This window comes from Actibacterium lipolyticum (genome assembly GCF_900184935.1).
In the GTDB taxonomy this organism is placed as follows: domain Bacteria; phylum Pseudomonadota; class Alphaproteobacteria; order Rhodobacterales; family Rhodobacteraceae; genus Actibacterium_A; species Actibacterium_A lipolyticum.
The window spans coordinates 181,439-198,628 of sequence record NZ_FXYE01000002.1 but is presented as its reverse complement, the minus strand read 5'-3'; the positions used below and the strand labels follow the sequence as shown (position 1 = coordinate 198,628).

Sequence of the window (17,190 nt, the reverse complement as noted above, 5' to 3'; positions counted from 1 at the left end):
GATGGGCGTCGTTGTACAGAATATTGAACGGGCTGATCGTGATGTGATCGCCGGGCTTGGGGCTGCTGGTGTTGCCACCGTGCACGAAGCACAGGGGCGCACGGGGCTGATGCGGTCCAACATGCGTCCGATTTGGTCGGGTGCGCAGATGGCCGGATCGGCGGTGACGATTTCGGCGGCGCCGGGGGATAACTGGATGATCCACGTCGCGATTGAGCAGTTGCAGGAAGGGGATATCATGGTCCTTGCCCCGACAGCGCCCTGCGACATGGGGTATTTCGGGGATCTGCTGGCGACCTCGGCAATGGCGCGGGGCTGTAATGCACTGATCATCGATGCAGGTGTGCGCGATATCCGGGATTTGAAAGAGATGGGCTTTGCCGTCTGGTCGTCGGCCATTTCGGCGCAGGGGACGGTTAAGGAAACGCTTGGCTCGGTCAATGTGCCGATCGTTTGCGGTGGGGCGTCTGTGAACCCCGGTGATGTGATCGTGGCCGATGACGATGGCGTCTGCGTGGTGCCGCGTGAAACGGCCGCGCAAGCGTTGGCGGGCGCGGAAAAACGGCTGGCGGCCGAAGACGCGAAACGAGAGCGTCTGGCCGCAGGCGAGTTGGGCTTGGACATCTATGACATGCGCCCCCGTCTGGCCGAAAAGGGCCTGAAATATGTCTGACGGCATTCGGGCAATGTGGATGCGTGGTGGCACGTCAAAGGGCGGGTATTTCCTGGCCTCTGACTTGCCACGGTACAGGGCGGCGCGCGATGCGGCGTTGCTGGGGGCGATGGGGTCGCCTGATCCGCGCCAGATTGATGGGATGGGCGGGGCGGACCCGCTGACCTCGAAGGTGGCGGTGGTCAAGAAATCCGAACGCGCGGGCGTGGATGTCGATTACCTGTTCCTGCAGGTTTTCGTTGATCAACCGATTGTCACGGATGCTCAGAACTGCGGGAATATTCTGGCCGGGGTGGGGCCGTTTGCCATCGAACGCGGGTTGGTTGCGGCGCAGGATGGGGAAACGCCAGTGACCATCTATATGGAAAACACCGGCCAAACGGCTGTCGCCCGCGTTCAGACGCCGGGCGGCGTGGTCAAGTATCGCGGTGCGGCGCGGATTGATGGCGTGCCGGGGCCAGCCGCGCCGGTTCCGATCGAATTTCGCGATACTGCGGGGTCATCTTGTGGCGCGCTTTTGCCAACGGGCAATGCCAGCGACATGATCGATGGCGTGAGCGTCACGATGATCGACAACGGAATGCCTTGCGTGATCCTTCGGGCCGAAGACATGGGGATAACGGGCCGTGAAACCCCGGCTCAGCTTGAGGCGAACGAAGCTTTGCGCCAGCGGTTAGAGGAGATCAGGCTGAAGGCCGGCCAATTGATGAACCTAGGGGATGTTACCGAAAAATCGGTTCCCAAAATGACGATGATCAGCACAGCAGAGCAGGGCGGGGCGATTTCAACCCGAACCTTCATTCCGCATCGCTGTCACAAAACAATCGGGGTTCTGGGCGCGGTCAGCGTTGCCACGGCATGCCTGACGCCCGGTGCGGTGGGGGCCGATGTGGCCGTGGTTCCCGACGGGCCAGTCAAGCAGATGTCGATAGAACATCCAACCGGCGAAATGACGGTTGTTGGCCAAATCGATGCCGCGGGCACCGTCGTACGCGCCGAAGTGCTGCGCACCGCGCGCAAGATATTTGATGGGGTCGTTTTCCCGACCCCGGTGGAGGATCAAACCGAATGACGAAGGACTACATGCCGTTTCATGCGTCCCCGCGCAAACCACGCTTTTCCGCTCCGGCGGGGGCGGTGGATGCGCATTGCCATGTTTTTGGGCCAGCGGCGCAATTCCCATTCGCACCTGAACGGAAATACACGCCTGTCGATGCCTCCAAGGAAAAGCTGTTTGCGCTGCGCGACCATCTGGGCCTGTTGCGCAATGTTATCGTTCAGGCAACCTGCCACGGTGCCGACAACGCAGCGCTTGTTGATGCGCTGGACGCGGCTGATGGGTTGGCGCGCGGCGTGGCCGTTGTGAACGCGGATGTGACCGACGCAGAGCTTCGTGCGCTGGATGCTGCCGGTGTTCGCGGCGTTCGGTTTAACTTCGTCAAACGTTTGGTCGATGACACCCCGCGCGACGTGTTCAAAGCCATCGCCGCGCGCGTCAACGCGTTGGGTTGGCACATCGTTGTGTATTTTGAGGCCCCCGACCTGCCGGACCTGATCCCGTTTCTGTCGGAACTGCCGGGCGTGATCGTGGTGGACCATATGGGCCGCCCGGATGTTACTGCCGGTGTTCAAAGCGAAGGGTTCAAACTGTTCCAGTCCTTCATGGCCGACAATCCAAACATTTGGGTGAAAGTGTCATGCCCTGAACGGCTAACGGTCGCGGGTCCGCCCTATGACGATGTGGTGCCTTTCGCCCGCACCTTGGTCGAACGCTTTCCTGATCGGGTGCTGTGGGGCACCGATTGGCCGCACCCGAATATGAAATCGCACATGCCCGACGACGGAGAGCTGGTGGACACCATCCCCCGAGTTGCCCCAACCGAAGCGTTGCAGCGGGCGCTGCTGGTTGACAACCCGATGCGGCTTTACTGGCCAGAGGAACCGGTGAAATGAGCACGCAAGGGGGGAGAAACGCAAACGATTGGATGATCGCAGCACTGGCAAGTTGCATGTGCGTGGTCTGTATCCTGTGGAACGTCGAAGCACCGACACGCCTGGGTTTTGCGATCATGACCCAGCAATATATGGCGTTCCAGCTTGGGCTGGCGCTGACCATTGCTTATTTGCGCTATGGCTTTGACGGGCAGCAGAAGGCGCGCATCGGCTGGCTTGATGGGGTGATCGCGCTGACGGCTTTTGTCGTGCTGATGTACACCGCATGGGATTTCCCGTGGCTGTTGAAAGAACAAGCTTACCGTCCGTGGCAGATCACCTTGGTTGGGGCCGTCGTCACCCTGACGGTGATGGAGGGTATACGCCGCCGCGCGGGTTTGATGCTGTTCGGGATCGTTGGTGCGTTTTTGGTCTATGCGCTGTTCGCGGACAAAATTCCCGGGCGTCTGATCGGCAAAGAGCTTAGCCCAGAGCGGCTGGTTCAATACGTCGGCTTTGACCCCAGCGCGGTGTTTTCCACGCCCTTGGCGGTTGGCACGATCATCGTGTTGCTGTTCGTTTTCTTCGGCCAATTGCTGTTCGCAGCCGGGGGCGGGGCGTTCTTTACCGATTTGGCGATGGCGGCAACGGGCCGCGCGCGTGGCGGAAGCGCCAAGATTTCGGTGGTGGCTTCGGCGTTGTTCGGGTCCATCTCGGGCAGTGCGGTGTCGAATGTTGTGACCACCGGCGTTGTGACCATCCCGCTGATGCAGCGTGGCGGGTATTCGCGAAAAGACTCTGGCGCGATTGAGGCCGTCGCCTCCACCGGGGGGCAGTTGACGCCACCGATCATGGGCGCAGCCGCGTTCCTGATGGCCGAGTTTTTGGACGTGTCCTATATGACGGTCGCCTCGGCCGCGCTGCTGCCGGCGGCGCTGTATTATCTAAGCGTCTTTATGCAGGTCGACCTGATCGCCGGGCGTGATCAGATCACCAGCACCGAACAGGACGTACTGAGCGTTCGTCAGGTGATTGCCGCGGGTTGGCATTTTATCCTGCCGTTTGGCGTGCTGTTGGCGGGCCTGTTCTGGTGGCGGATGGACCCCGAAGATTCCGCGCTGTTGGCGTCGGTCGCGATTGTGTTCGTCGGCTTTCTGCGTGGGTATCGCGGGCAGCGGTTGGACATGAAGACACTGGGCAAGGTGTTCGTAGACACGGGCACGTCGATGGTTGACCTGATCCATGTGGTCGCAGCGGCGGGTTTTGTGATCGGCGTGCTGAATATCACCGGCCTTGGCTTCGCCCTGACGTTGGTGTTGGTCGATGCGGTGGGTTCGAACGTGATCTTGCTGCTTATGATTTCGGCTGCCATCTGCATCATCCTTGGCATGGGGATGCCCACATCGGGGGTCTATGTGTTGCTGGCGGCACTGGTCGCGCCATCACTGGTGCAGGCTGGGATCGACCCAATCGCGGCGCATCTTTTCATCCTCTATTTCGGAATGATGTCGATGATCACGCCGCCTGTTGCACTGGCGGCCTTCGCGGCGGCGACCATCACCAAGGCCGACCCTTTGGGCACCGGCATCGCGGCCATGCGCATTGGCTGGGCGGCTTTCATCATTCCGTTTGTGTTCGTGGCATCGCCTGCGTTGCTGCTGAACGGAACAGCGGCGGAAATTGCCACCGTTGGCGTGCTTTCAACGATTGGCGTCTGTGCGGTGACGGTGGGGATCGTGGGCTTTTGGGGCCGCGTTTTGAACCCGGTGCTGCGCGCAATGTTCACATTGTTGGGGCTGTTTGCCTTACCCATGGGGTTCTTGCCCTTTGCGCAGGCGTTCCACGTTCCGGCCGCTGCATTGGCCGTGGCTTTGGCCATTGGGCTTTTACTACGCAAACCCCGACTTGCCGAGGATGAGTCAGCGGTTTGAACCAACCGGCGCATTGCGTCGAAAATGAGGGAGGAGACGACATGAAACGACTAACAAAGACCATAGCCACAGGTGTGGCCGGGATGGTGTTTTCGGCCTTTGCGGCGAACGCACAAGTGGTCACGATTGCCACCGGGGCGCAGGGCTCACTTGCCTATAACTCGGGTCAGGCGGTGGCCAAGGTTGCCAACGAACAGGGCATCACGGCACGCACGCAGCCCTTGGTGGGGTATCTGCCACTGATCAACAATGGCGAGGTTGATTTCGGCTTTTCGAACGGGGTCGAGGCCGCCTATGCCCTGACAGGTACCGGCAACTACGACCGTGAAAACAAAAACCTGCGGCTGGTGGGCGTGATGTTCCCGCTGACCACCGGCATCATGGTGCCTGCTGACACGGGTATCGAAACCATCGCGGACCTGAAGGAAAAAGCGGGCGACCTGCGGATTGCTTCGGAATACACGTCTTCGACCATCATCCCGTTCTACATCGCCGGTGCGCTGGCGAATGGCGGGCTAAGCTATGACGACTTCAAACAGGTTCCTGTTGCCAGCTTTGTGGCCGGTATTAACGCGCTTGGCGATGGCTTGGTTGATGTTTCGCTGGTCAGCCTGAACGCAGGCGCGGGCAAACAGGCCGAGGTAAAGTTGCAAGGGCGTGGCGGGCTTCAGTATGTTTCGCTTGATACATCCGACGCAGCGGTTGCCGCGTTTAAAGAGTATCTGCCAGCGGGCAGCATCGTATCGCTTCCACAGAACGATAAAATCCCGGGGCTGCAAAAGGCGGCGAACCTGATCAGCATTCCTTGGGTCATGCTGACCCATGTCGATGCCGACGAAGAGCTTGTCTATGAAATGACGAAAGCCATCGCTGAAAACAACGCCGCGCTGAAAGAGTCGTTCGGCGCCTTCGGTCGGGCCAAGCTAGAGGCGATGGCCCCCGCAAACGAAGTTCCATACCACCCAGGTGCCGTTCGTTATTTCGACGAAGCGGGCATCAAGGTCGGCGGATAAGTCAGATGGCGTGGCCTTAACGGGCCACGCCGCATTTTTATATCAGAGGATTCCTCAAATGATGACGAAACTTACCGCCGCTGACGGGCATGAATTTGATTGCTGGATCGAACCTGCAAAGGGAACCCGCCGCGGTGGGTTGGTGATCTTGCAGGAAATCTTCGGTGTGACCGATCAGTTGAAAGGCGTGGCTGCGCGTTATGCCGAACAAGGGTACGAGGTTGCCATTCCCGCGCTGTTCGACCGTCAGCGCCGGGATGCCGTCATTCCGTTTGATACGCCTTTGGTTGGGCGTGACCTGATGCTTGCCTCGGCGCTGGATCAGACCATGGCGGATACCGCTGCGGCGGTTGCGGCATTGGCGGCGAACGGCGGCAAGGTTGCGGTTATGGGCTTTTGCTGGGGCGGCGGGCTTGCCCTGCGTGCTGCGCAAAAGCTGGATATCGCCTGTGCGGTATCATTTTATGGCACACGCTTGCCGACATATCTGGACAGCCCGCTGCGCGCGCCACTGCTAGGCCATTTCGGCACCACCGATGACCACACCCCGCCCGAGGTGTTGAAGCAGGTTCAGGACTATATGCCAGACATCCAAGTCCACATGTACGAAGCGGGCCATGCTTTCGCCAATGACGCACGCCCGGCGTCTTATGTCCAAGATGCTGCGGAACTGGCGCATCAGCGCACCGATGCGTTTCTGGCCGAACATTTGGGGGCCTAACCGCAATGGCACTGAACATCGCTTTCATCGGGATGGGAGAGGCCGGTCATGCACTGGTATCAGGCTGGGGCGCGACCAGATCGGCGACCATCACGGCTTATGACATCAAGCTGGGCGATCCTTCGACAGCGGATGAAATTACCGAACGCTGCGATGTTCTTGCCATCGGGTGCGCGGCCACCGCGGCCGAGGCCGTGGCTAAGGCTGATTTGGTGTTTTGCACGGTCACAGCGGATCAGGCGGTGAACGCGGCCCAAGCAGCCGCTGCGCATCTGCGGCCCAATGCGTTTTGGTGCGACCTTAACTCCTGTGCGCCGTCGTCGAAACGGGCGGCGGCGGCAGTGGTTGAGGGCGCAGGCGGGCGGTATGTAGATGTCGCCGTCATGTCACCGGTACACCCCAAGCTGAACATGGTTCCCTTGCTGATATCCGGCGCGCACGCCGCTGACATCGCGCCAGTGCTGGAAAGCCTGCCCATGGCCCCGCGCATCGTCCCCGGAGAGGTCGGGGCAGCGTCATCCATTAAAATGATCCGCTCTGTCATGGTGAAGGGGCTAGAGGCGCTGACAGCGGAATGCGTTCTGGCCGCCGTCGAAGCCGGGGTCGAGGATGAGGTTCTGGGATCCCTTCAACGCAGCCATCCGGGCATCGATTGGCCCGCGCAGGCGGCTTATAATTTCGAACGCTCCATCGTGCACGGGGAACGCCGCGCGGCCGAGATGGAAGAGGTGGCCAAAACCCTTCTTGATCTTGGCCTGCCGGCTGACATGGCCCAAGCAACGGTGATGTGGCAGCGCCGGATCGCCGGATCAGGCGTCGCGGCCCCGGCAGATGCCGTGGCGACCGGGCCAACACCTATCGCGGCGCAGCTGTTGGAAAAGCTGAAGACATAGGTCAACGCGATACATGCATAGGGCCGGGGTCGTCGAACAACGCGGTAACGGGCGCGTTGGGCGGCAGGTCCAGCGTACAGCGCAGCGTGGCCCGTGCGCGCGACAGCCGGGACGTGACCGTGCCAATGGGCAAGCCGGTATCGCGCGAAAGCTCTTCATAGCTGGCGCCGGTGGTCGCCAGCAGCTGCATCAGCTCTGCCTGATGGGGGGGCAGGGTCGCGATGGCCTTCAGCACCTCGCGGCAGGCCATGCGCTGTGGCGCCTCGGGCGGGTGGCCGGGCATCGCATCCTCATCCGCGTCGGCAAAGTTGGGATGCGCCCTTGTGCGCCGATAGGCGTTGCGCAGCGTGGTCATCAAATAGGGCCGAAGCGCACGGATATCTTCCCCCTTGGCCAAGCGGGAACAGACCGACAATAGCGCCTCTTGCGCCAAATCTTCGGCGGTGTCGCGGTTGCGGGTCAACAGGCGGGCCAGACGCATCAGATCTGGCAGCAGGGCCTCTAGCTCAGTCTTTTCATGTGTCATGGTGAACTCCCTTTCTTGGGTGCGCATCCATTGGGCCTTGCCGCTGGGACAAGCGCAATCTGGGGGAAATCCGCGCAGGTGAAATCGGGGGCCTTTTTGCGCGGCTTTTTGCGCGGCTCAGGCCCGCAGATCGGCAACCTGTCGCGCTTGGCGGAAAACCCCCAAATGGCGCGGGATTAAACCGGGTTCAGAACGCTCTTGTCTTGTGAGGGCGGCAAAACGTCGTCTCTCAGCACAGAAACTCAGGAGAGTTAAAAACATGAAACGTATTATTCTGACCGCTACAGCTTCGCTCGCGATTGCAGGTGCCGCATTTGCACAGGCAGACATGAGCACAATGGACAGCGACGGCGACGGGATGCTGACGATGAATGAACTTCTGGTCGCTTATCCAACGCTCACGGAAGAGACCTTCACCGCGATGGACGCCAACGAAGACGGCATGATTGATGCTGATGAAATGGCCGTTGGAATGGATGCGGGCCTTCTGACCACAGACGGCTAAACGCCGGTGCGCGCGGTGTCCTGACAAAGGTCAGGGCACCGTGACCGTTGCGCAATTACAGTTTGTAGCCCGGCGCGAACGGCGACCAAGTTTCGAAATACTCTCTTTCGAACTCGGGCAGTTCTTCCATCTTTTTGACCCCACATTCCCGCCGAGCCTTAATCGCGGCCGCGAAATTGGGCTGAATCCGCTTTAGCATAGAAGGCTGCGCCTGCGATTGGGTGGGTCCTGCGCTTTGGCTGACAGCGGTGAAGCCAGTATAGATATTTGCGATCCCACGATAGCCGTACGTAAAATAGCTCATGAAAAGCAAAGAGTTGTAGTGGCTTGAAAGAAGGGTCGTGAACCCGCCAGAGTTTTGGAAAATGATCCCCGGTTGTTTGCGATCCTTCCACAGACAGGACAGCCCGCTTGCTTTGGCGATGTATGTCGGCACCGAAGCCTTAAGCGCCTTGTACCCGTTTGGAAGGGTGAAAAGGTGCCAAAGGCTGATGTTCACGTTTCCTCTGGATAGGTGCGTCGGCTGAATCCATTGATAAAGGCCATCGGGCGCCCGCGCGTGATCGAACCCCTTCATTTTGTTCATAAAGGGCGAAATATCGAGCGTATCTACGAAAATCTCTTCGGGGCTTTTGGCAAGGTTCGCTAACGGTTCCAGCATTATTCGACCGTCGACGTCAAAATACTTGCAAATTTTGTCCAGAACGTCAGGGCGTGGGTAAGCCGTACCTGACAAGTAACGCGAGAACTGAGTGCGATTCAGTCCAAGGTCGCGCGTTACCTGCGATATCGACTGTTTCCGATTGACCAAAATCTTAAGATTTTCGCTGAAAACGTCGCGTATATTCGGAGAATTTGCCTGACGATCTGTCATTGTACTTTTCGTTTGGTCAACTGAGTGACCGGCGATCTAATTCGCGTTTGGGTTGAAGTAAACCCTGACGCGACTTGGCGTCATGGTGATGCTAAAGTTGTCGCTGGGGGAGTTTTGGGTGCATGTGGTTTTGCTTCTTGGGGTTTGGTTGTTTTTCTGAACGCTTGAAAAGCGCGCATGTATATTATGCCTTCGTGTCAGGTATCAACGCCCGGAGCAAACGGGGACCAGTTTCTAAGATAGTCTTGTTGGTCTTCTGGGATGCTTGAAATATCGATTTCCCCACATTGCCGACGCGCTTGCAGCACTTCGGAACAGCCACCTTGAATGTATTGAAGGATTGCGGGCTGGGCCTGTGACTGAGCAGTACTGGACATTTGTGTGGCTGTGGTGAACCCCGCCTTTACCGTGGATATTCCGCGGAACCCAAGGGAAAAGAAGGAATTAAAGAATGGCTCTAGCCCGGGGTATTTAAAGAGCATCGAAAACCCATCCGCATGTTGGAACGCCATGCCGATCTGCTTTCGGTCCCGCCACTGGGTGGATGTGCCCGATGCTTCGGCCATAAAACGGGGGAAGGCGACGGTCACTTGTTTCATCGCATTGGGCAGCGTTGTGAAATGCACAAGGTTCAGAACAATTCGCCCCCTGCGCATCAAAGAGGGCTGTATCCAGCGATAGACCCCGTCAGGCACCCGCGTATGGTCAAAGTGAAACATACGGCTGATCATCGGCATGATGTTTACATTTTCGCGAACATTGTCCGCCTTGGCGTTGTCAAGCTTTTCGATCGGCTCAAGCAGTATTCTGGCGTCACGTTCAAAGTAGGCACAGATTTTGTGCAAAATGTCCGGCCGTGGGAATGCCTCTCCGGAAAGATAGCGGTTGAACTGTGTGCGGTTGATCCCCAGTTCACGTGTAAGTTGAGCGACGGATTTGTGTTCGGAAGTCAGCTTGCGCAGGTTATGGCCGAAAACACCTCGAAGAAACTCGGGGGAATCGAAATGTTCGGTATTTTTGTTCAGCATTTATTTCCCCCTCAAACTCGCGTCACAAATGATGTGTCCGCGTCATCGCTTTTTCAACATGACGCTATTTAGCGTCTCGGTGATGCTGATTAGATAGATTATGGACTCGCCACGACACAAAGCAAGGACTTTCCTGACGCTGGGGAAGTCTGCTCAAAGTATGGGCAGAAACTCGAAACAAGATTTGGTGATTATTGTGAGTTTACAAGTTTATGGTGTTGTTGTGTGGGCCAAAGAGCATTCTTCCACTGCTATAGTGTGGTGTTCGGACGGCAATCGTCTCGCGTATATTGAGAAGGATGTCACCGAAAAGGACGGCGTGTGTTGGCCGTCCACCGGTGACCTAGTGTTGATGACAATCCGCGAAGAGGGAAAGTTGCGCTACTGCGATAAGGTTCGCCTGGTAGAGCGTAATTACAATCCTGACGTCGCGCGGCTGATCAGAAAAATAAAAGGCAACCATCAGGCTGCCAGTCAGACTAACTTCGATAGTAATCCACTCACGGACTATCAGAAGAAGAGCGTCGATAAGGCGCTGTTGGCCTCGGCGAATACCAATGGCTCGCCGAGGCCACTTTCCACTAAGCCCCGCCTCGGGAAAGCGCTGCGACGCCCGTTCGCGCGACTTCGACTAGGCCAAGAGGGCGCATAAGCTCCGCGAACGCGTCAATCTTTTGAGGCGTTCCGGTCATCTCGAAGACGAAGCTTTCCAGCGTGCTGTCTACGACGTTCGCGCGGAAAATCTCGGCCAGGCGCAGCGCCTCGATGCGCTTGTCGCCTTGGCCCGTGACTTTAAACAATGCCAGCTCCCGCTCGACCGAGGGGCCTTCGACCGTAAGATCGTGCACTTCGTGAACGGGAACGATGCGGCCAAGCTGTGCCTTGATCTGTTCGATAACGCTGGGCGTGCCGCGTGTAACAACGGTGATGCGTGACAGGTGGCCCTGATGGTCAACCTCGGCCACTGTCAGGCTTTCGATGTTGTAACCGCGCCCGGAAAACAGACCGATCACACGCGCCAGAACCCCGGCTTCGTTATCAACGATAACGGCCAGTGTGTGGCTTTCGATAACTTCGGCGTTCGGGTCTTTCAGATCATAAGCCGAATGTTTCGAAAGGCCTTTTTTCAGTTTTAGTGCAGACATTTGCAGACCTTTCTTAAACCAATACCGCGCCTTTGGCGCCGATTGCATCCTGGGTCGACGCATCGCCCAACAGCATCTCGTTATGGGGGGCACCCGATGGGATCATTGGGAAACAGTTTTCATGCTTCTCAACAAGGCAGTCAAAGATCACCGGGCCGTCATAGTTGATCATTTCCATGATCGCGTCGTCCAGATCGGCCGGGTCACTGCACTGAATACCTTTGGCGCCAAACGCCTCTGCTAACTTAACAAAGTCGGGCAGGGCTTCGGACCACGAATGGCTATACCGTTCGCCATGCAGCAGTTCCTGCCACTGGCGGACCATGCCCAGACGTTCGTTGTTCAGGATGAACTGCTTAACCGGCAGACGGAACTGAACCGCCGTACCCATTTCCTGCATGTTCATCAGCCAGCTAGCCTCACCCGCGACGTTGATAACCAGAGCGTCGGGATGGGCCATTTGAACACCGATGGAGGCGGGGAAGCCATAACCCATCGTGCCCAGTCCGCCCGATGTCATCCATCGGTTCGGGTCCTCAAAATTCAGGTATTGCGCGGCCCACATCTGGTGCTGGCCAACTTCGGTCGTGATGTAACGATCATGGCCTTTGGTCAGCGCCTCAAGGCGTGCAAGCGCGTGCTGTGGCTTGATGGTTTTGCCGGACTGATCGAAGGACAGGCAATCAACCTTTTTCCATTCTTCGATCTGTTTCCACCATTTGGCCAAGCCTTCTTTGTTGACCTTGCGCCCGCGTGATTTCCAGACGCGCAGCATGTCTTCCAGAACATGCGCAACATCGCCAACGATAGGCAGTTCAACATGCACAACTTTGTTGATCGACGAGGGGTCGATATCAACATGGGCCTTCAACGAATTCGGGCTGAAATCAGCGATCCGCCCGGTGATCCGGTCATCAAAACGCGCGCCCAGATTGATCATCAGGTCACAGCCGTGCATGGCCAAGTTGGCTTCGTACAGACCGTGCATGCCCAACATACCCAGCCAGCTTTTGCCGGACGCAGGGTAGGCACCCAGGCCCATCAGGGTCGAAGTTACAGGGAAACCCGTTGCCTCAACCAGCTCTCGCAACAATTGAGTCGCCGCATCGCCAGAGTTGATAACGCCACCGCCGGTGTAAAAGACCGGGCGCTCTGCTATCTCCATGGCTTCGACAAGCCGCGTGATGACTTCGATGTCGCCTTTGACCTGAGGCTGATAATGTTCAGTCTTCGTTTTGCGCGGGTCGGTATAGTCGCCCGTCGCAAACTGAACATCCTTAGGAATGTCGATCAGAACCGGGCCGGGGCGGCCGGTTGTGGCAACATGAAATGCCTGATGCAGGGTTTCGGCCAGACGGTCGGTTTCTTTCACCAGCCAGTTATGCTTGGTGCAGGGGCGGGTGATGCCAACTGTGTCGGCTTCCTGAAAGCCATCGGTGCCGATCATGAACGTCGGAACCTGACCGGTCAGAACAACGATCGGAATACTGTCCAGCAACGCATCTGTCAGGCCGGTCACAGCGTTTGTCGCGCCGGGGCCAGAAGTTACCAGAACAACGCCGGGCTTGCCGGTTGAGCGTGCATAACCTTCGGCGGCATGAACAGCGGCCTGTTCGTGGCGCACCAGAATGTGGCGAATTTCATTCTGCTGAAAAATCTCATCATAGATCGGAAGCACGGCACCGCCGGGGTAGCCAAAGACCACCTCCACCCCCTGATCCCGCAGGGCTTCAACCACCATCTTCGCGCCGGTCATTGACTTGGTCATTTTACTCTCCGTGCTTCACGTCTTTAGCCACAAAAAAACCCCCGGTGTAAGCGGGGGCGCATGGGGTTACCGTTAGGTGTCCGTTACCGGCCCATGCGCTTTTTTCCTACGAGGACGACAATGTCGATCATTCCTTGGGTCCTTTGCGGTCTGCGCGGGCGACATTATTGGCGGTGGAACAGGGCGTCAACCGGCAAAATGGTGAATTTTGTTTCGCCGGGGTGAAAAAACCTTTCCATTTATTGCGCGATTTTGGAATACCGCGAAATTTGGCGCATTTTTCGCCCCTGATTCCGGCCTTGTGGGGCAGAATTCAACCTGCGTGTGCGGCGCGGCTATCTTCGGGGGCTTGCGCGCGCTCTGTCATGCCATAGTCGCGCAGCACATGGGCCACCCGCAGGCGATAGCCGGAAAAGACACCGCCGCGCCCTGCAGCCTGCGCTTGGCGGTGGTCTTCGGTTTCGCGCCAACGCTGAACGGCGGCCTCATCTTCGAAGAACGAGATCGAAAGCATTTTGTCTGGGTTTGTCAGGCTCTGAAACCGTTCGACCGAAATGAAGCCTTCGATCTGTTCAAGTTCGGGGCGCAGATGGGCGGCGATACTTAGGTATTCGTCTTTGCGGCCCTCAGCCGGGAAAACCTCAAAAATGATGGCGATCATGCCATTCCTCCGTGTGGGTGGATGCGCGTTTGGGCATTGTCCGATCATGTGTCAGGCTGAACCGGTCGCACGGTGCGGTTTATATTTGCCAAACCGTGGGGCGATGTAAACGCCGGGGCAGGGGTGTGGCATCCGTTGATTTGTATCAACGACATGATCGTGAAGGCGCGGCAATTTGCCTTCAAAAGCTTTCACGAACGATTGGAACAGCAGATGACCACTTTTCGAAACACCAAGCCTGACCACTATATCGACATGCCCGAAGCCGTGGCGGTGTTTGACACGGTCGAGTCCTTACAGGCCGCGATGTATGACCTGACCCTTTCTGGGTTCAGCCGGTATGACATTTCGGTGCTGGGCGATGCAAAGGCGATGGAGGAAAAGCTGGGCCATCACTATTGGCGCGCGATGGAGTTGGAGGACAATCCAGACGCGCCCCGCGCCGCCTTCGTTTCAGAAGAGGCGGTCGGCGAACTGGAAGGTGCAATCGCCGGTGGCTTTTTCTTTCTTGGGTCTGCCATTGCAATGACGGCGTTGCTGACCCCGGCCAGCACACTTGCGGCGTCGGTCGCGGCGGTGGCAATTGGCGGCAGCCCGGGCGCGGTGATCGGTACTTTGCTGGCGCGGCGCGTCGGGGCGCATCACAAAGATTATTACGAAAACCAGATCAAGCACGGCGGGCTGCTGCTGTGGGTGCGGGTCGTTTCCAAAGAGAAAGAGGAACTGGCCCTGAAAATCCTGAAAGGCCATTCCGGCAAGGACGTGCACGTTCACCCGTGGAGCGAGGTTTAGGCCAGCGGGAAGATCAGCCCGCGTGGCGTGAAACCCGCGCGGGTCAGCCTATAGAGTTGGGACCCAAGGGCCGTCTAAATGCGTCGCCTCTGTATCGCCGGGCCACGGGGGCATCGTGATACAGATGAACGTCAGCGGCACATCCCCGTCACAGCGATATTGAAACGCCGTGCCGACCGGTATGTCGATGGATGTGCCCGCGCGAAGCTGTGTCACGCGTTCTTCACCGTCTTCGCGCCGCCAGATGCGCCCTTCGCCGCCCAGCACATGCCAGAACTCGCTAACCGTGGCGTGGACTGTCGCGCGGTTGATCTGGCCGGGTGGCACGGTGGAATGGATCATGTTGCCCCTGTCGCCATCCATGATGAACCGAATGTGCGCCCCTGCGGGGGAGGTCGCGTCCGGTTTGGCCGACAGGGTCGTTTCTTTCATCTTAGATATCCACGCCGGTGCCTTGCAGCACGCCATGTTCCAGCGCGTATCGGGTTAGCCCGGCAGTGGATGAAATCCCCAGCTTGCGCTTAATGTTCTTGCGGTGGGTTTCGACGGTACGCACGGAAATATCCAATGCGATCGCGACTTCTTTGTTCGAATTGCCTTGGGCCAGCTGCAACAGAATGGTCTGTTCGCGGTTGGTCAGCTGTTCACGCCCGCCGGGCGTTTTCGGCGTAAGAGAGGCCGTCGCGCCGGGGCACAGGTAACGCCCACCGGCCATCACCGTATCAATGGCGCGTTTGATTTCGTCGGTCGGCACATCTTTCAGGATATACCCCATCGCGCCGTGGCTGAGGGCAGAGCTGATGTATTCCGAACTGTCATGCATCGACAGGATCAGGATGCGCGTTTCGGGGCGGCGTTCCAGAATGATTTCAGTCGCGCTTAGCCCGTTGACGCAGGGCATGTTCAGATCCAGCAGGATCACATCGGGGGCAAGCTCTTCGACGCGGTCGATGGCTTCTTGCCCGTTGGTCAGCGTGCCGACGACGGACAGATCGTCATAGGTTTCAAGGATCGCTTCGATCCCTTCGGCGACCATCGGGTGGTCATCAACGATCGCAATCTTTACCGGTTCACTCATGCCGATGCCTTTCTAGAGCCTTCCGGCGGCAACATATGGCTGAGCGGCACCTGAGCTTCAATCACTGTTCCGCTTTTAGAGCTGAGGATGCGCAGGTTTCCGTTCAACTGTTCGATCCGTTCTTGCATGTTGCGCAGGCCCAGCCCGCTGGCCGTTTGCCGCCCGCGCGGTTGTTCAATACCCACGCCGTTGTCCGAAATCCGCAAGGTGCCGCCGCCTTTGTGACCGAACAGTTTCAGCGTCACCTGCGTGGCTTCGGCGTGGCGTTCGATATTTGTCAGGGCCTCTTGGGCGATACGGTAAAGCGCGATCTTGGCGTCCTTGTCCAAACGGTTGCGGAAAACGACGGTTTCAAATTCCGTTTCCATCCCGGTGCGGTGCTGGAAATCTTCGGTCAGCGCCTTAAGGGCAGGGCCAAGGCCCAGATCATCCAATACGCCGGGGCGCAGGTCGCGGCTGATCCGGCGGACCTCTTGAATGGCGCCGTTCAGGGTGGTGATGCCTTTTTCAACGCTTTCCTCGGCGCGGGCATCGCCCGCCGTCAGGCGCCGTTTTGCCAGTTCCAGCGCATATCGCGCCCCGACAAGGATTTGGCTGATGCTATCGTGGAGTTCGCGGGCGACGCGGCCGCGCTCTTCTTCTTGGGTGTCGAAAATGCGCTGTGTCAGCTGTTTCAGCTTGGCATCCGCCAGCCTTCGTTCACGGATGTTGATGCCAAGTCCGGATAGGAACACCAACAACACCGCGGCCAGCGTAATGCCACCGATCCACCAGAAGGTGCGCGCCACGCGGGCTTCGGTTTTGGCGCGGGCGGCGGCGACGGTATTCAGAACGTCATCGATGAATATTCCAGTGCCGACAGCCCATTTCCAATCTTGCAGGCCAATCACATAGGACACCATGCGGGCCTCTTCCCCAGTCGACGGTTTGCGCCACATATAGCTGTGATAGCCGCCGCCGGTTCGGGCAAGCTGGATCAACTCATCCACCACAGGAATGCCATTTGTGTCACTTAGACCGGCCCAGTTGCCGTTGATGAATTCCGTCTGGCGCGGGCTGACAAGGTTTGTTCCGTTGTAGTCATAGACGAAGAAATACCCATCCTGCCCGTACAGCATCGCGGCCAGCACTTGGGCGACCTTTTCTTTCGCGGCCTCGTCATCGGGCAGGGCGTTGCCATAGACCGCGCTGAACGATGTTCGCGCCAGCGCGAGATAGTTCTTAAGCTCGGCCTTTTTGGCTTCGATCAGTTGCGTTTCAAGCGCGGCAATCTCTCGTTGGGCCATCTGACGGGATTGGTTGATGACAAGATAAGAAATGGCCGCGACAGCCAGCAGCAAGGGCACCGTCGCCAGAAGAAACAGCTTCTGAGCGTAAGACAGCGTAAACCGCGTTTTGATCTGTTGTGCCAACCATGCCACCGGCGCGTGTTCCTTACCAAGAAAGGCCGAATCGCAGGATGCGGTGTTGCGGCGGCGGCGTCAATTCTTCGGGCAGCGCGCAATATTTGTGCGCAAATCGAGGCAGATATTTCGAAAACAATGCGATCTACGTACTACTAGGTATTTATTCGGCGGATAGCTGCCGCTAGGCTTTCGCCACCATGCAACGATCCGCCTGCTTAAAGGTGGGCTGTCACTCGGGAGGAGA

At 58.1% G+C, this 17,190-nt stretch carries 18 protein-coding genes and 1 pseudogene; 9 read left to right on the top strand and 10 right to left on the bottom strand.

The features are described 5' to 3' along the window. The first annotated feature begins 1 nt into the window (after window position 1). The 7 genes from COL8621_RS09635 to COL8621_RS09605 are packed head-to-tail and all read left to right on the top strand — an operon-like array spanning window position 2 to window position 7,163. The gene (locus COL8621_RS09635; protein WP_093967171.1) at window positions 2–673 is read left to right on the top strand and encodes a 4-carboxy-4-hydroxy-2-oxoadipate aldolase/oxaloacetate decarboxylase; all 672 of its coding nucleotides are present in this window, start codon (window positions 2–4) and stop codon (window positions 671–673) included. Next, window positions 666–1,745 carry a 4-oxalomesaconate tautomerase gene (locus tag COL8621_RS09630; RefSeq protein ID WP_093967170.1) on the top strand — a complete coding sequence of 360 codons (1,080 nt, stop codon included), beginning with the start codon at window positions 666–668 and terminating at the stop codon, window positions 1,743–1,745. The genes COL8621_RS09635 and COL8621_RS09630 overlap by 8 nt, the downstream gene beginning before the upstream one ends. Beyond that, window positions 1,742–2,626 (top strand): amidohydrolase family protein, encoded by an 885-nt coding sequence (locus COL8621_RS09625; RefSeq protein WP_093967169.1) that lies wholly within the window; start codon window positions 1,742–1,744, stop codon window positions 2,624–2,626. The genes COL8621_RS09630 and COL8621_RS09625 overlap by 4 nt, the downstream gene beginning before the upstream one ends. Then, entirely contained in the window at window positions 2,623–4,536 is a 1,914-nt protein-coding gene (locus tag COL8621_RS09620) for a TRAP transporter permease (protein ID WP_093967168.1), read from the top strand. Before COL8621_RS09625 ends, COL8621_RS09620 begins: the two co-directional genes overlap by 4 nt. 41 nt (window positions 4,537–4,577) lie before the next feature. Continuing rightward, on the top strand, window positions 4,578–5,549 hold the full coding sequence (locus COL8621_RS09615; RefSeq protein WP_093967167.1) for a TAXI family TRAP transporter solute-binding subunit: 972 nt from the start codon (window positions 4,578–4,580) through the stop codon (window positions 5,547–5,549). Window positions 5,550–5,607: 58 nt separating this feature from the next. Then, on the top strand, window positions 5,608–6,270 hold the full coding sequence (locus COL8621_RS09610; RefSeq protein WP_093967166.1) for a dienelactone hydrolase family protein: 663 nt from the start codon (window positions 5,608–5,610) through the stop codon (window positions 6,268–6,270). A gap of 5 nt (window positions 6,271–6,275) precedes the next feature. Continuing rightward, complete coding sequence (locus COL8621_RS09605) at window positions 6,276–7,163, top strand: DUF1932 domain-containing protein (protein ID WP_093967165.1); 888 nt, start codon at window positions 6,276–6,278, stop codon at window positions 7,161–7,163. A 1-nt stretch (window position 7,164) separates the two neighbouring features. Here the strand turns inward: COL8621_RS09605 and COL8621_RS09600 are convergent, their stop codons facing one another. Then, window positions 7,165–7,689: an RNA polymerase sigma factor gene (locus COL8621_RS09600; protein ID WP_176438468.1), complete on the bottom strand. Its 525-nt coding sequence runs from the start codon at window positions 7,687–7,689 to the stop codon at window positions 7,165–7,167. A gap of 259 nt (window positions 7,690–7,948) precedes the next feature. Between COL8621_RS09600 and COL8621_RS09595 the strand changes: the two genes are divergently transcribed. Next, window positions 7,949–8,194: an EF-hand domain-containing protein gene (locus tag COL8621_RS09595; protein ID WP_093967163.1), complete on the top strand. Its 246-nt coding sequence runs from the start codon at window positions 7,949–7,951 to the stop codon at window positions 8,192–8,194. A 55-nt stretch (window positions 8,195–8,249) separates the two neighbouring features. Here the strand turns inward: COL8621_RS09595 and COL8621_RS09590 are convergent, their stop codons facing one another. The 6 genes and pseudogenes from COL8621_RS09590 to COL8621_RS09570 form a co-directional block, all read right to left on the bottom strand. Then, window positions 8,250–8,855 carry a hypothetical protein gene (locus tag COL8621_RS09590; RefSeq protein WP_235823825.1) on the bottom strand — a complete coding sequence of 202 codons (606 nt, stop codon included), beginning with the start codon at window positions 8,853–8,855 and terminating at the stop codon, window positions 8,250–8,252. Window positions 8,856–8,879: 24 nt separating this feature from the next. Then, window positions 8,880–9,068 (bottom strand): annotated as a pseudogene (locus COL8621_RS19435) (helix-turn-helix domain-containing protein); the annotation flags it as partial. Window positions 9,069–9,265: 197 nt separating this feature from the next. Further along, window positions 9,266–10,096 (bottom strand): helix-turn-helix domain-containing protein, encoded by an 831-nt coding sequence (locus COL8621_RS09585; protein ID WP_093967161.1) that lies wholly within the window; start codon window positions 10,094–10,096, stop codon window positions 9,266–9,268. A gap of 581 nt (window positions 10,097–10,677) precedes the next feature. Further along, the gene (ilvN, locus tag COL8621_RS09580; RefSeq protein WP_093968502.1) at window positions 10,678–11,241 is read right to left on the bottom strand and encodes an acetolactate synthase small subunit; all 564 of its coding nucleotides are present in this window, start codon (window positions 11,239–11,241) and stop codon (window positions 10,678–10,680) included. A gap of 13 nt (window positions 11,242–11,254) precedes the next feature. Further along, window positions 11,255–13,009 carry an acetolactate synthase 3 large subunit gene (locus COL8621_RS09575; RefSeq protein WP_093967160.1) on the bottom strand — a complete coding sequence of 585 codons (1,755 nt, stop codon included), beginning with the start codon at window positions 13,007–13,009 and terminating at the stop codon, window positions 11,255–11,257. Window positions 13,010–13,322: 313 nt separating this feature from the next. After that, on the bottom strand, window positions 13,323–13,670 hold the full coding sequence (locus COL8621_RS09570; RefSeq protein WP_093967159.1) for an antibiotic biosynthesis monooxygenase family protein: 348 nt from the start codon (window positions 13,668–13,670) through the stop codon (window positions 13,323–13,325). Between the two features lie 213 nt (window positions 13,671–13,883). Between COL8621_RS09570 and COL8621_RS09565 the strand changes: the two genes are divergently transcribed. Next, complete coding sequence (locus COL8621_RS09565; protein WP_093968501.1) at window positions 13,884–14,462, top strand: hypothetical protein; 579 nt, start codon at window positions 13,884–13,886, stop codon at window positions 14,460–14,462. Between the two features lie 48 nt (window positions 14,463–14,510). On the opposite strand, the gene COL8621_RS09560 is transcribed toward COL8621_RS09565, so the two are convergent. From COL8621_RS09560 to COL8621_RS09550, 3 genes are read right to left on the bottom strand one after another with little or no spacing between them, the layout of a single operon-like run. Continuing rightward, the gene (locus COL8621_RS09560) at window positions 14,511–14,894 is read right to left on the bottom strand and encodes a cupin domain-containing protein (protein WP_093967158.1); all 384 of its coding nucleotides are present in this window, start codon (window positions 14,892–14,894) and stop codon (window positions 14,511–14,513) included. A 1-nt stretch (window position 14,895) separates the two neighbouring features. After that, window positions 14,896–15,540, bottom strand: coding sequence for a response regulator (locus tag COL8621_RS09555; RefSeq protein ID WP_093967157.1), 645 nt, complete (start codon window positions 15,538–15,540; stop codon window positions 14,896–14,898). Beyond that, window positions 15,537–16,961 carry a cache domain-containing protein gene (locus tag COL8621_RS09550; protein WP_093967156.1) on the bottom strand — a complete coding sequence of 475 codons (1,425 nt, stop codon included), beginning with the start codon at window positions 16,959–16,961 and terminating at the stop codon, window positions 15,537–15,539. Before COL8621_RS09550 ends, COL8621_RS09555 begins: the two co-directional genes overlap by 4 nt. Window positions 16,962–17,190: the final 229 nt, after the last annotated feature.